8 protein-coding genes are annotated in these 13,918 nt (G+C 59.1%); 5 read left to right on the top strand and 3 right to left on the bottom strand.

Annotation, left to right across the window (positions count from 1 at the left end; translation table 11 throughout):
- The first annotated feature begins 5 nt into the window (after positions 1-5).
- Genes ptsP through PMYSY11_RS18355 form a run of 3 tightly spaced genes read left to right on the top strand, consistent with a single transcriptional unit; the run spans position 6 to position 5,602 of the window.
- Entirely contained in the window at positions 6-2,891 is a 2,886-nt protein-coding gene (ptsP, locus tag PMYSY11_RS18365; protein ID WP_150547662.1) for a phosphoenolpyruvate--protein phosphotransferase, read from the top strand.
- Positions 2,891-3,832: a 1-phosphofructokinase gene (pfkB, locus tag PMYSY11_RS18360; RefSeq protein ID WP_150547661.1), complete on the top strand. Its 942-nt coding sequence runs from the start codon at positions 2,891-2,893 to the stop codon at positions 3,830-3,832. The genes ptsP and pfkB overlap by 1 nt, the downstream gene beginning before the upstream one ends.
- Positions 3,833-3,850: 18 nt before the next feature.
- Entirely contained in the window at positions 3,851-5,602 is a 1,752-nt protein-coding gene (locus PMYSY11_RS18355; RefSeq protein WP_150547660.1) for a PTS fructose-like transporter subunit IIB, read from the top strand.
- Here the strand turns inward: PMYSY11_RS18355 and PMYSY11_RS18350 are convergent.
- Entirely contained in the window at positions 5,592-6,389 is a 798-nt protein-coding gene (locus PMYSY11_RS18350; protein WP_150547659.1) for a TatD family hydrolase, read from the bottom strand. The genes PMYSY11_RS18355 and PMYSY11_RS18350 overlap by 11 nt on opposite strands.
- A gap of 57 nt (positions 6,390-6,446) precedes the next feature.
- On the bottom strand, positions 6,447-7,871 hold the full coding sequence (locus PMYSY11_RS18345; RefSeq protein WP_069898077.1) for a chloride channel protein: 1,425 nt from the start codon (positions 7,869-7,871) through the stop codon (positions 6,447-6,449).
- 183 nt (positions 7,872-8,054) lie between these two features.
- Between PMYSY11_RS18345 and PMYSY11_RS18340 the strand changes: the two genes are divergently transcribed.
- Entirely contained in the window at positions 8,055-9,266 is a 1,212-nt protein-coding gene (locus PMYSY11_RS18340) for a hypothetical protein (protein WP_150547658.1), read from the top strand.
- 695 nt (positions 9,267-9,961) lie between these two features.
- On the opposite strand, the gene PMYSY11_RS18335 is transcribed toward PMYSY11_RS18340, so the two are convergent.
- A complete protein-coding gene (locus tag PMYSY11_RS18335) occupies positions 9,962-11,545 on the bottom strand; it encodes a peptide chain release factor 3 (protein WP_069898075.1) in 1,584 nt (527 codons plus the stop codon).
- A 1,121-nt stretch (positions 11,546-12,666) separates the two neighbouring features.
- Here PMYSY11_RS18335 and PMYSY11_RS18330 point away from each other — a divergent pair.
- Positions 12,667-13,830, top strand: coding sequence for a type III PLP-dependent enzyme (locus PMYSY11_RS18330; RefSeq protein ID WP_069898074.1), 1,164 nt, complete (start codon positions 12,667-12,669; stop codon positions 13,828-13,830).
- Positions 13,831-13,918 lie beyond the last annotated feature (88 nt).

The raw sequence follows: 13,918 nt of genomic DNA, 5'->3' as shown, positions 1-13,918 counted from the left end.
CTGTAATGCTTGAATTGAATACCGCACAGATCCAGATGGGCCGCAGCGCCGCGAATAAACTGGAAGCGCTGGCCCTGTTGGCGCAGACGTTGAGCGACGACGGGCTGGTTCGTCCCGGCTATCTGAACGGCATGCAGGCGCGCGAAGCGCAAGGCTCGACTTATCTCGGTCAGGGCATCGCCATTCCACACGGCACACCCGACACCCGTGATCAGGTGCTTGAGACCGGCGTGCGCCTTATGCACTTCCCGCAGGGCGTGGATTGGGGTGATGGCCAACAGGTGTACTTGGCAATTGCCATCGCGGCGCGCTCCGACGAGCATTTACGGTTGCTGCAATTACTCACACGGGCGCTGGGTGATGGCGATCTGAGCCAGGCCCTGCATCAAGCCACCGAAGCTGAAACCATCGTCGCCTTGTTGCAAGGTGCGCCGCAGGAGTTGGCGCTGGACAGCCAGTTGATCCGGCTCAATGTACCCGCCGAAGACTTCGACGAACTGGTTTGGCAGGGCGCCCGGCTGCTGAAAAAGTCCGGCTGCGTCGATTCTGCATTTATTCCTCGCTTGATGGAAACCGAGCCGTTGCCGCTGGGCGATGGCTTGTGGTGGCTGAACAATGAACAGGCTGTGCAATTGCCGGGTTTGTCGTTTGTCACGCCGGATCAACGCCTTGAGCGTGACGGCAAACCGGTTAAGGGATTGTTCTGTCTGGCCAGTTTGGGCGAGGCGCATCGCCAATTGCTGGAGCGCTTGTGTGATCTGCTGATTGAGGGGCGCGGAGATACCCTGAGTGGGGCTGAGTCGAGGCGCACAGTGCTGGAGGCGCTGGGCGGCGAAGTGCCGCCGGACTGGCAGCGTGTGTCCATCACCTTGGCCAACTCGCACGGCTTACATGCGCGGCCGGCCAAGGTGCTGAGCGAGATTGCCCAGCAGTTCGACGGTGACATTCGCGTGCGTTTGGCCGAAGAGCCGGGTCTGGGTGTTTCCGCCAAGAGTTTGAGCAAGTTGCTGGCGTTGGGCGCGCGCCGTGGGCAGGTGTTGGAGTTCAGCGCCGAGCCGGGCATCGCCGCCGATGCGCTGGCAGCGCTGCAAACCGCTGTCGAGCAAGGGCTGGGCGAGACGGTCGAGCCGCTGCCGGTATTCACCGAGCCGGCGGTACAGGCAACCGTTGAGCAGGCGCTGGCATCCGAGCGTGCTTATGTGGTTGAAGCGCCCGCTGCCGGTTCGCGTTTGCGCGCTGTGGCCGCATCGCCGGGCATTGCGATTGGGCCCGCGTTGGTGCGTGTGCCGCAGGCTCTGGATTATCCGGCGCAAGGGCAGGGCGAGGCGCATGAGCGTGAGCGCCTGCAGGCGGCGTTAAAGGCGGTGAGCGCCGACATTCAAACAGTGGTGGATTCCTGTGAGGAAGCCAGCGTGCGAGACATCCTCAGCATGCATCAGGCCATGCTCAGCGACCCGGCGCTGCATGATGATATTCAAGCGCGCCTCGCCGACGGCGCCAGTGCCGAAGCCGCCTGGAGTGCCGAAATCGACGCGGCGGCCAAGCAGCAGGAGGCGCTGCATGACATGCTGCTCGCCGAACGCGCGGCCGACTTGCGCGATATTGGCCGGCGCGTGTTGGCCAGCTTGTGCGGTGTTAAACCGCTGGCCGAGCCGGACGAACCTTATGTGTTGGTGATGGAAGAAGTGGCGCCCTCGGATGTCGCCAATCTCAATCGCCAGCGCGTCGCCGGCATTCTCACCGCGCGGGGCGGCGCTACTGCGCACAGTGCAATTATCGCCCGTGCGCTTGGCATTCCCGCCGTGGTGGGCGCCGGTGAGCAGGTGCTGGCGTTGGCGCAGCGCACTCCGTTACTGCTCGACGGCGACCACGGTTCAGTGCGCGTCTCGCCAGACGAGCAGACTTTGCAGCAGGCGCTGCGCGAGCGCGAAATCAGCCAGCAACGCCAGCAGCAGGCGCACGCCGAACGCTACAAGCCCGCCGTTACCCGTGACGGCCATGCGCTGGAAGTGGCTGCGAATATTGGCGCCAGCAGCGAAACCGATATGGCCGTTGAGTTGGGGGCAGAAGGCATCGGCTTGCTGCGCACCGAACTGGTGTTCATGGATCACGCCAAGGCGCCAGACCAAGCCACGCAGGAACGTGAGTACCGGCGGGTTCTGGACACGCTGAATGGTTTGCCGCTGGTGGTGCGCACGCTGGATGTGGGCGGAGACAAACCGCTGGCTTATTGGCCGATGCCGGCTGAAACCAATCCGTTCCTGGGTGTGCGCGGAATTCGTCTGAGTCTGCAGCGCCCGGACATTCTCGAAACTCAGCTGCGGGCGCTATTTGCCTCGGCAGATGATCGCCCGCTGCGGGTCATGTTTCCGATGGTGGGCAGCGTCGAAGAGTGGCGCGCCGCACGCGATATCGCCTTGCGGGTGCGCGCAGAAATCCCGGTCACGAACTTGCAGCTGGGCATCATGATCGAGGTGCCAAGCGCTGCCTTGCTCGCGCCGATTCTGGCCCGCGAGGTGGACTTTTTCAGCGTCGGCACCAATGACCTGACCCAATACACCTTAGCCATCGACCGTGATCACCCGACATTGTCGGCGCAGGCGGATGGCTTGCATCCGGCGGTGCTGAGCCTGATCAGCCAGACCGTGGTTGCGGCGCACGCGCACGGCAAGTGGGTGGGCGTATGCGGCGAGCTGGCCAGTGACATGCTGGCGGTGCCGCTGCTGGTCGGCCTCGGTGTGGATGAGTTGAGTGTTTCTGCGCGTTCGGTGGCAATGGTCAAGGCGCGGGTGCGTGAGCTCGACTGGCGGCACAGCCAGCAATTGGCGCAACAGGCGCTGGTTCAGGACAGCGCCGCGAGCGTGCGCGCACTGGTCGAGGAGTCGAACTGATGGCGCGAATACTCACCATCACCCTCAATCCTGCGCTCGACGTGACTGTAAGCCTCGAAACCCTGGTGCCGGGCAGCGTTAATCGCAGCAAGGGATTGAACACCCACGCCGCCGGTAAAGGCCTGAATGTGGCTCAGGTGCTGGCTGATCTGGGGCACAGCGTAACGGTGAGTGGCTTTCTCGGGGAGGCCAATGCCCAGCCGTTCGAGGCACTGTTTGCTGCACGCGGTTTCACAGATGCCTTTATCCGCGTGCCCGGCGAGACGCGCAGCAACATCAAGCTGGCCGAGCAAAGTGGACGCGTCACCGATCTCAATGGCCCCGGCATTACCGTCGGGCCTGCGCAACAGCAGCAGTTACTGGCGTCGCTTGAGCAAATCGCTCGTGAGCATGACGCGGTAATCGTGGCCGGCAGTCTAGCCCCCGGCATCAGTGTCGAGTGGTTCGCTCAGTTGCTGCAAAGCCTTATCAATCAGGGACTGCGGGTAGCGCTCGATACCAGTGGCGCAGCCCTGCGTGAAGGCTTGAAGCAGCCGCTGTGGCTGGTAAAGCCCAACGAACACGAGCTGGCTGAGGCGTGCACGGTTGACTCGCAGGCGCTGGCCGATTTGCAAGCGGCGGCCAGGGCTGTGCATGCACGCGGCGTCGAGAATGTGTTGCTGTCGCTCGGTGCGGATGGCGTGTGCTGGTTCGCTGAAAATATTGCGCTGCATGCGCAGCCGCCAGCGGTTGCGGTATTGAGTACCGTGGGCGCGGGTGACTCGCTGCTCGGCGCAACGGTTCACGGGTTGTTGAGCGGTTGGCCGCCAGAGCGTTGCCTGGGCCTGGCCACTGCGGTGGCTGCGCAAGCCGTCACCCAGTTGGGCTTTGGCATTCAGGACCGCGAGCAACTGGCCCGAATCGAGGCGGGTGTGCGTGTCACGCCGCTGCCTAACGAATAACAAGAGGCTCTACCTTTTATGAATTTGCTGATTGTTACAGCCTGCCCGAATGGCATGGTCACCAGCGTTTTATGCTCGCGCCTGCTTGAAGCCGCTGCGCAGAAAATCGGCTGGACCACTCAGGTTGAAGTACACGACCCCAAAGCCATTGGTTCACCGCTGACCGAGCAGGCAATTGCCGAGGCGGATCTGGTGGTTGTGGTTAAAACCGGCGAGTTGCCGCTGCAGCGTTTTGTCGGCAAGCGGGTGGTGCAATCGACGCCGTCTCACGCCCTTGAAGACCCGCAAAAATTCTTGCGTGACGCCGAAGCCAATGCACAAATCCTTGAGGTTGTTGCAGAACCTCAAGCGGTCGTGAAGGTGGCTGACGGAGTGCGGATGGTGGCGGTGACAGCATGCCCGACCGGTGTTGCGCATACCTTTATGGCCGCCGAGGCGCTGCAACAAGCGGCTGAGCAACTGGGCTATCAGCTCAAGGTGGAAACACGGGGTTCGGTCGGGGCGAAGAATCTGCTCAGCGAAGATGACATCGCGCAAGCCGATGCGGTGTTGCTGGCAACCGATATCGAGGTCGATACCGAGCGCTTTGCCGGTAAGAAAATCTTCCGTTGCGGCACTGGAGTTGCACTCAAACAACCACGTCAGACCCTTGAGCGCGCGCTGGCCGAGGCGCTGCCGATGGCGGCAGCTGCCAGTTCTGAACAGGCAGCTGGTAATGCTGCATCAGGCGCTGCAAGCAAAACCGGGCCTTACAAACACTTGCTCACGGGCGTGTCGTACATGCTGCCGATGGTGGTGGCGGGCGGCCTGCTGATCGCGTTGTCATTCGTGTTTGGCATCGAGGCGTTCAAAGAGGAGGGCTCATTTGCCGCTGCGCTTATGCAGATTGGCGGCGAGAGCGCCTTCAAGCTCATGGTGCCGATGCTTGCCGGTTACATCGCCTATTCTATTGCCGACCGGCCGGGCCTTGCGCCGGGCATGATTGGTGGCATGTTGGCCAGCTCATTGGGCGCGGGGTTTCTGGGCGGTATCGCAGCAGGCTTCATTGCCGGTTATGTCGCGCGCGGCTTGAACCGCTGGCTGAAATTGCCGTCGAGCATCGAGTCGCTGAAACCGATTCTGCTGATCCCGCTGCTGGCGAGTTTATTCACCGGGCTGGTGATGATTTATGTCGTCGGCAAGCCGGTGGCAGGCATGCTCGCCGGCTTGACTACCTTCCTCGACAGCATGGGCAGCACCAACGCGATTCTGCTCGGGGTGTTGCTCGGCGGGATGATGTGTGTGGATCTCGGCGGGCCGATCAACAAAGCCGCATACGCATTCTCGGTCGGGCTGCTGGCCTCGCAGAGTTATGCACCGATGGCCGCCACCATGGCCGCCGGTATGGTGCCGCCGATTGGCATGGCTATCGCCAGCATGCTGGCGCGTAAACGCTTTGCCCAAACCGAGCGCGAGGCCGGCAAGGCGGCGGGCGTGTTGGGGCTGTGCTTTATTTCCGAAGGCGCGATTCCCTTCGCCGCGAAAGACCCATTCCGGGTGATTCCCGCCAGTATTGCCGGCGGGGCATTAACCGGCGCGCTGTCGATGTATTTCGGCTGCAAACTGATGGCGCCACATGGCGGCTTGTTCGTGCTGCTGATCCCTAACGCGATCAATCATGCGGGGCTGTATCTGTTCGCCATCGCCGCGGGCAGCGTACTTACCGGAGTCGTTTATGCGCTGCTTAAACGTCCGGAAACTCAGGAACTGGCAGTCGCGCCTACGTCGTAGAAGGCTCGTGGGACCAGCCGAATAATTGCTCGGCATTGGCGCTGCTCGCGGCTGCCAGTTGTTCGGCTGAAATACCCAGTCGACTGGCCAGTGCCTGACAGATATCGGCTAAGTGCTCCGGGCTGTTGCGCTGATTGGGGTACATCGCGGGCGGCATATCGGGCGAGTCGGTTTCGAGCACAATCGACTCCAGCGGCAGTTTCGGCAATACCCGGTGCATGCGCAATGCCTGCGGCCAGGTTGGGGCGCCGCCGAGGCCGAGCTTGAAGCCCAGCTTGATATATTCGCGAGCTTCTTCATAGCTGCCGGCAAACGCATGAATGATCCCGCCACGCTTCGGGGTGATGCGTTTGAGCGTGGCGATAGTCGCCGCGTGTGAGCGGCGCACGTGAATCAATGCGGGCAGATTGAACTCGACGGCAAGTTCCAGTTGCGCCTCGAACCAGTGTTGCTGTGCCTGCCGGTCCAGATCCTCGACGAAGTAGTCGAGGCCAATTTCACCCACCGCGCACAATTGCGCATGCCCGTGCAGGCGTTGCAGCCATGCGCGTAATTCGGCCAAGTGCTGCTCTTGATGCTCAGCCAGATAAATCGGGTGCAGGCCGAAGGCGGCGAATAGCGAGCTGTCACTTTCGACCAACTGCCACACACGCTGCCAGTTGGCCTGATGCACGCCCAGCACGACGATACGCTCGACGCCCAGTTCGCGGCTGCGTGCCAATACAGCGGCGCGATCAGCGTCGAAATCGGGGAAGTCGATGTGCGTGTGGGTGTCGATCAAGCGCATGCGCCGTTCACAATTGGCCAGAGTCGTTTTAGCCTAACAGGCGCGGCGCATGAGTGCTCAAGGTGCAGGTGTTTGCGGCGCAGATTGCTGTTCGGCTTCCTGGGCTTTTTTCAGGCGCTCGCTTTCGCGTTTCTGCCGTTTGCGCGTAGTTGCTTCGCGGTCGACACTGAGCACTTGTTCGGCCAGAGCGCGGTACAGCGGTACCGGCGAAATACGTCCTGATATCGCGCTGGCCAGCAGGCTCGCGGCCAGAATTGGCAAAGCCATGTCCTGGCTGTGCGACAGCTCGATGGTAATGACCGTGGCGGTCAGCGGCGTGCGCGTAACCCCGGCGAGGTAGGCGGCCATGCCGAGCAAACCCGCCGCCTGCAGGCTGATGCCCGGCAACAGATCGGTCAGCCACGGTGCGAAGCTGGCGCCTACGGCCAAGGATGGCGAGAACAAACCACCGGGGATCCCGGCCAGATAAGACACCACGTTGGCGATGAATTTCCACAGCATGAAGCTTGGGTCGGTGACCGGCTGGCCTTCGAGGATGGCCTTGGTTTCGGCATAGCCGGTGCCGAAAATATGCTGCCCTGAAATCAGCCCCAGCAAGGCCATGATCAAGCCGCAAATACCGGCAAAAATAACCGGATGCTTGCTGCGCCAATCGGCCATCAATGCCAGCGGCCCGCGTTTGGCAGGCAATACCAGACGGCAGTAAGCGCCGCCAACCAAACCACCCAGCACGCCGCAGGCCAACACGGCCAGCCAGTCGCGATTTAACGGCAGTTCGGCACTGAGTTCGCCGAAGTAGCTGTAATGGCCCATGAGCCCCAGCGTGACCATGCCGCCGATCAGTACGGCAGTCAGCACCAGGCCGTTGAGACTTTGCTCGAAGCGGTGGCTGAGCTCTTCGATGGCAAATACCACGCCCGCCAGTGGCGTATTGAATGCGGCGGCGATACCCGCTGCGCCCCCGGCGATAATCAAGCCCGAACCAGCACTGCGTGCATGCAAGCCCAGGCGTCTGCCGAAGGTGTACATCAAGGCTGCACCGACGTGCACAGTTGGCCCTTCACGGCCAATCGAGGCGCCAACCAGCAGGCCGAGTACCGATAGCACCATTTTTACCGCAGCAATCGGCAGCGACAGAACCTGATTGCGAAAGCGACTGGACGGGCGCTCCAGCGTCGCGATGACCTGCGGTATACCACTGCCCTTGGCGTTGCTGAACCAGCCCTGTGTTGCCCACGCTAGCGCGGCAAAGCCCAACGGCGTCACCAGCCAAGGCCAGTAACTACTGTGTTCGAGCATCAGCTCAAAGTATTCATGCGCCTCATCGGCGAGCCATGCGAACGCCAGCGCGACCAAGCCGACCAGCAATGCACCGACCCAAAAGGCTGCACGTTGGCGGAATACCCGCAGGAATCGACGGCGTGCGCGAAAGCGCTGTGAAGCGGTGGGTTTTGCTGCGAGTGTTTCTTTACTGCTGGGCATTAGCTGTCCGAACCACTTTTTGCGAAGGGCTGACGGGAGGGCAATATTGATTGGAATATGCTGTAACATCTTGCCATAAATTTCACCAAATTACCTTAAAGCAAATGCCGCAAGCCCGCGCCAGAGCTTGCCAACAGTCATAACAGGCGTGCGACCATCAATCCATGTCATCGCCGAGGGCGTATGCAAACAACCAGTGTTGTTTTGATCGTAGCTACATTATTGCTCGGCGTAGTTCTGTTTAACCCAAGGCTGACCCGATTGCCGATGTGGCGGGCGACGGTCACGCCGCTGGCGTCGATCATTGGTTCGGGCTTTCTGGTGGCCGGGCCGATACTCGCGCATGCGGTCGGTATCTGGGCGTGGTTGGCGATGCTTGCGCTCTGCGGGATGGCCTACTGGTTCGGCGCAGCGATACGCTACAACATCGTCTACCTCGAACCGCGCCTTGCCGATCAGCCAGGCAACTTCCAGCTTGGCCTCGAGCGCTTGTCTGATTTGGCGCTGGCGTTGGCCTACTTCGTTTCGGTCGCCTATTACCTCAACTTGTTTGCCGCCTTCGGTCTGCGTTTGGGCGAGATATTGGATCCGTTTTGGATTCGCACCGTCAGCACCGTGGTAATTGCCCTTATCGGCGTGCTGGGCGCGTTTGGCGGGCTTAGCGGTTTGGAGCGCCTTGAGGTGTGGGTTGTGTCGCTGAAACTCACTCTGATTGGTGGTTTGCTGGTGCTGCTGGCGTACGTCAACTTTGAGGCGTGGCAGTCTTCTGAGTTGGTCTGGGCGGTGAAGCGTCACGATCAGGGTTGGGAATCTTTTAGTGTTTTGCTGGGGCTGGTGATTCTGGTGCAGGGCTTCGAAACCTCGCGCTATCTGGGCTCCAAATACAGCGCCAAGGTTCGCGTGCGCAGCATGCATTGGGCACAGTGGATTGCTACAGCGATCTACCTGTTGTTCCTGCTGCTGATCACCAGCCAGTTCAGCGGTGGCTTGCCCAAGCAGGGCAGTGAAACAGCGATTATCGACACACTCAAACCGATTGGCGTTTTGGTTGCGCCGTTGTTGATATTGACGGCCTTGTCGTCGCAGTTGTCAGCCGCGGTCGCGGACATGAATGGTGCCGGCGGCTTGCTCAGCGAAGCCTCGAAAAAGCACGTGTCGGTGCGCGTCGGTAATGTTGTGACGGCCTTGGTTGCCATTGCCATTACTTGGTTTGCCAATATCTTCGAGATCATCACCTACGCCTCGAAAGTGTTCGTCGCCTATTACGCCCTGCAATCTTTGCAGGCCGCATACACCGCCTGGCAAAACGGCCACAAAGGCCGTGCCGCGTTATTTGCCGTTGCCGTGATGATCGGCGTGATCGTGATCATATTCGCCAAACCGGTCGAAGCGTAACGCATATTTTTATACCGCCAGACGGAGGTTGGAATCCGCATCGCGGCTTCCGACATGACGGTGGTGCGGGTTCACGCGGGTTTGGTGGTGTTTCGGGAATTGTTATGACGGATTGCGGTGCTGCGCACGCTATCCATCCTCCGGTTTTTTGGATTTGGTTGTCGTGGAGGTTGGAATCCGCATCGCGGCTTCCGACATGGCGGTGGTTCGGGTTCACGCAGGTTTGGTGGCGTTTCGGGAATTGTTATGACGGATTGCGATGCTTCGCACGCTATCCATCCTCCGATTTTTGGGATTTGGTTTTTATGGAGGTTGGAATCCGCGTCGCGGCTTCCGACATGACGGTGGTGCGGGTTCACGCGGGGTTGGTGGCGTTTCGGGGATTGTCATGACGGATTGCGGTGCTTCGCACGCTATCCATCCCCGGGTGTTCGGTGTTGGTTTTTTATGGAGGTTGGAATCCGCGTCGCGGCTTCCGACATGACGGTGGTGCGGGTTCACGCGGGTTTTGTGGTGTTGTGGGAATTGTCATGACGGATTGCGTTGCTGCGCACGCTATCCATCCTCCGGGCGTCCGGTGTTCGGTGTCCGGGTTCGGTGTTCGGGTGTGCCGTGGGTGGGTGGGGTGTTTGGTGATGCGTTAATGCGGCGGGTGCGGGTGGCGGCTGGTGCCGCCACCCGGGGTGCATCGGGGATTAATGGTGTTCGCGGGTGGCGCGGAATTTGATGTCCGGCCAGCGTTCTTCCATGAGCGACAAGTTGACCCGTGTCGGCGCCAGGTAGGTCAGGTGGCCGCCGCCGTCGATGGCGAGGTTTTCCATGGCCTTGTTCTTGAAGTCTTCGAGCTTCTTCTTGTCGTCGCATTCGATCCAACGCGCCGACCAGACGGTGATTGGCTCGTATGCGCATTCAACCTTGTATTCGCCCTTGAGGCGGCTGGCGACCACGTCGAACTGCAGCACACCAACGGCGCCGAGAATGATGTCGTTGCTGCGCTCCGGGAAGAACACCTGAGTTGCGCCTTCTTCGGCCAACTCCTGCAAACCCTGGCGCAACTGCTTGGACTTGAGCGGGTCTTTAAGGCGCACACGGCGGAACATTTCCGGCGCGAAGTGCGGGATACCGGTAAAGCCGATGCTCTCGCCTTCGGTGAAGGTATCGCCGATCTGAATTGTGCCGTGGTTGTGCAAACCAATAATGTCGCCGGCGTAGGCTTCTTCAAGCTGCTCACGTTCGGAGGAGAAGAACGTCAGCGCATCCGGCACGCGCACATCTTTACCGAGGCGCGCATGGCGCATCTTCATGCCTTTCTCATACTTGCCCGAGCAAATACGCATGAAAGCGATACGGTCGCGGTGCTTGGGGTCCATGTTCGCCTGAATCTTGAACACGAAGCCGCTGAATTTTTCTTCGGTCGGCTCAATTACCCGCTCATGTGCAGCGCGTGGCAGCGGCCTTGGCGCCCAGTCCACAACTGCGTCGAGTACATGGTCGACACCAAAGTTGCCCAATGCAGTACCGAAGAACACGGGTGTTAACTGGCCAGACAAAAACTCTTGCTGGTCAAACTCGTGGCAAGCGCCTTGCACCAACTCGAGTTGCTCGACAAAACGCTCGTACTCGTCGCCGAGATGGGCACGCGCTTCATCGGAATCCAGATTCTTGATGATCTTGGTTTCGGTGCGCTCGTGGCCGTGACCGGCGGTGTAAACGATGATGTAGTCTTCGCTGAGGTGGTAAACACCCTTGAAGTCACGGTAGCAACCAATCGGCCAGGTAATCGGCGCCGCCTTGATCTTCAGAACCGCTTCAATCTCGTCGAGCAATTCGATCGGGTCACGAATGTCGCGGTCGAGTTTGTTGACGAAGCTGACAATCGGCGTGTCGCGCAAACGGCACACGTCCATCAGGGCAATCGTGCGCGGCTCAACCCCTTTACCGCCGTCGAGCACCATCAGCGCACTGTCCACCGCAGTAAGTGTGCGGTAGGTGTCTTCCGAGAAGTCTTCGTGGCCCGGGGTGTCGAGCAGGTTGATCATGTGTTCGCGATACGGGAACTGCATGACCGACGTGGTAATAGAGATACCACGCTGCTTCTCCATTTCCATCCAGTCGGATGTCGCATGGCGGTCGGATTTGCGCGATTTAACGGTCCCCGCAACGGAGATGGCTTTACCCATCAACAGCAGTTTTTCGGTAATCGTGGTTTTACCGGCGTCGGGGTGAGAAATAATGGCGAACGTGCGACGTTTCGCGACTTCGGCGGCCTGAGTGGTCATGGGTACTTGCCTGACTGAATGCGGTTGCGGGCGGGCGGACTACGGCCGGCCCGTAAAACCGCCAATTATAACGTGAAAAGCAGCCGCTTTTGGGGAATCGCCGATCAGTAGCCTGGCGGGGTAGAAAGCCGAGGTTTCGAGTAACGCGCAAACCGATGAAAACACCGTCATCCAGTTGTCATCGCGCAAGGCGATATTTCGTCGAAAAGCCTGATTCGTGCAGCATAAAACACGTTTTGTTTTGAATCTAAAACGTTCAACCAGCAATGCGTCAAATAGGGTCAAAAAAGGCCTTATTTATGATTGATCTGCGTGGCGCATAGCCCTAAAGTTCCGCCCCGAACGTCCATGCTGGCAACGATCCATCCGGCTCAAGTACAGACGACGAGAGGTCATAGATTTTGCTCTAACCTAAAAACAGGGCGAGCGGTGATTCTCGGCGAAATGCCTTGGGAAGTAGGCGACCAAAGTGGGGAGACTGATCAGACGTTCAAAATTGGTCCATAGGCTACTGCGCTTGGCCATACTGCGTTGGAATCGACTTCGAAGTGCTCATTTACTTAATGTAAATTCCGCGCTCTCAGCCGATTCCGCCTTGTCTGGCCCTCGCTCGCTACGCCCATGAACCAATTTTTTGGTTTGTAGGCTACTGCGCTTGGCCATACTGCGTTGGAATCGACTTCGAAGTGCTCATTTACTTATGTAAATTCCGCGCTCAAAGCCGATTCCGCCTTGTCTGGCCTACGCTCGCTACGCCCATGAACCAATTTGGGTTTGTGTGAGGCAGTGGCCATGAACCAATTTTTGGTTTGTAGGCTACTGCGCTTGACCATACTGCGTTGGAATCGACTTCGAGGTGCTCATTTACTTATGTAAATTCCGCGCTCTCAGCCGATTCCCCCTTGTCTGGCCTGCGCTCGCTACGCCCATGAACCCATTTTGGGTTTGTGTGGTAGTCCGCTCATGAACCAATTTGGCTGCTTGGATAAACAGCGCATCGCTCTCACGTCAGGCGTTTGCGTTTATTGAATAAGCAGCCGGCCCCGCCGATTTATTGAACCCTCAAAGGTTCGGTCAATCGAATTTAATGAGTCCCGGTTTAGCCAAGATGGAGTCCACGCATGTCGATCAACGTTGAAGATTACTACCCACGTGCCACCTTTCAGAAGATGAAAGAGTTTGCTGACCAGCACGAAACTCCGTTTGTGGTGATTGATACTCAAATCATCAGCAAGGCTTACGATGATCTGAAAGCGGGTTTTGATTTCGCCAAGATTTACTACGCGGTCAAGGCCAACCCGGCAGTGGAAATTATCGAGCTGCTGAAAGACAAAGGCTCGAGCTTCGACATCGCCTCGATCTATGAGCTGGACAAGGTCATGGGCTGCGGCGTTAGCCCGGATCGTATCAGTTACGGCAACACCATCAAGAAAGCCAAGGACATCCGCTACTTCTACGAGAAGGGCGTGCGCATGTTTTCCACCGACTCCGAGGCGGATCTGCGCAACATCGCCAAGGCAGCGCCCGGCTCGAAAATTTATGTGCGCATTTTGACCGAGGGCTCGACCTCGGCAGACTGGCCGTTGTCGCGCAAATTCGGTTGCCAGACAGACATGGCGCTCGACCTGTTGATTCTGGCCAAGCAGCTCGGCCTCGATCCGTATGGTGTGTCGTTCCACGTGGGTTCGCAGCAGCGCGACATTGACGTCTGGGATGCGGCAATTGCCAAGGTCAAGGTGATCTTCGAGCGTCTTAAAGAAGAAGACGGCATCGTGCTGCGCATGATCAACATGGGCGGCGGCTTCCCGGCTAACTACATCCAGCGCACCAACAGCCTGGAAACCTACGCTGAAGAAATCATCCGTTTCCTCAAGGATGACTTCGGTGATGACCTGCCGGAAATCATTCTTGAGCCGGGCCGTTCGTTGATCTCCAACGCCGGTATTCTGGTCAGCGAAGTGGTACTGGTTTCGCGTAAGTCGCGTACCGCCGTTGAGCGTTGGGTATTCACCGACGTCGGCAAGTTCTCGGGCCTGATTGAAACCATGGATGAGGCGATCAAATTCCCGATCTGGACCGAGAAGAAGGGCGAGATGGAAGAAGTGGTGATCGCCGGTCCAACCTGCGACAGCGCCGACATCATGTACGAGAACTACAAGTACGGCCTGCCGCTCAATTTGGCCAGCGGCGACCGCCTGTATTGGCTCTCGACCGGTGCTTACACCACCAGCTACAGCGCAGTGGAATTCAACGGCTTCCCGCCGCTGAAATCGTTCTACCTGTAAGCGTTCGCTGAACTGAGAAACCCGCCTGCTGGCGGGTTTTTCGTTTAAGCCGTGCGCAACTCAGCGGTGTCACTGTCTGGCAAAGCGC

Source organism: Pseudomonas marincola, from assembly GCF_900682675.2.
GTDB lineage: Bacteria > Pseudomonadota > Gammaproteobacteria > Pseudomonadales > Pseudomonadaceae > Aquipseudomonas > Aquipseudomonas marincola.
This window is presented reverse-complemented; position numbering and strand designations above follow the sequence as displayed.

Bases quoted from the DNA above. Each gene is read 5' to 3' on its own strand.
- PMYSY11_RS18355 (WP_150547660.1), top strand. From the start codon at position 3,851: ATGAATTTGCTGATTGTTACAGCCTGCCCGAATGGCATGGTCACCAGC.
- PMYSY11_RS18350 (WP_150547659.1), bottom strand. From the start codon at position 6,389: ATGCGCTTGATCGACACCCACACGCACATCGACTTCCCCGATTTCGAC.
- ptsP (WP_150547662.1), top strand. From the start codon at position 6: ATGCTTGAATTGAATACCGCACAGATCCAGATGGGCCGCAGCGCCGCG.
- PMYSY11_RS18340 (WP_150547658.1), top strand. From the start codon at position 8,055: ATGCAAACAACCAGTGTTGTTTTGATCGTAGCTACATTATTGCTCGGC.
- PMYSY11_RS18335 (WP_069898075.1), bottom strand. From the start codon at position 11,545: ATGACCACTCAGGCCGCCGAAGTCGCGAAACGTCGCACGTTCGCCATT.
- PMYSY11_RS18330 (WP_069898074.1), top strand. From the start codon at position 12,667: ATGTCGATCAACGTTGAAGATTACTACCCACGTGCCACCTTTCAGAAG.
- PMYSY11_RS18345 (WP_069898077.1), bottom strand. From the start codon at position 7,871: ATGCCCAGCAGTAAAGAAACACTCGCAGCAAAACCCACCGCTTCACAG.
- pfkB (WP_150547661.1), top strand. From the start codon at position 2,891: ATGGCGCGAATACTCACCATCACCCTCAATCCTGCGCTCGACGTGACT.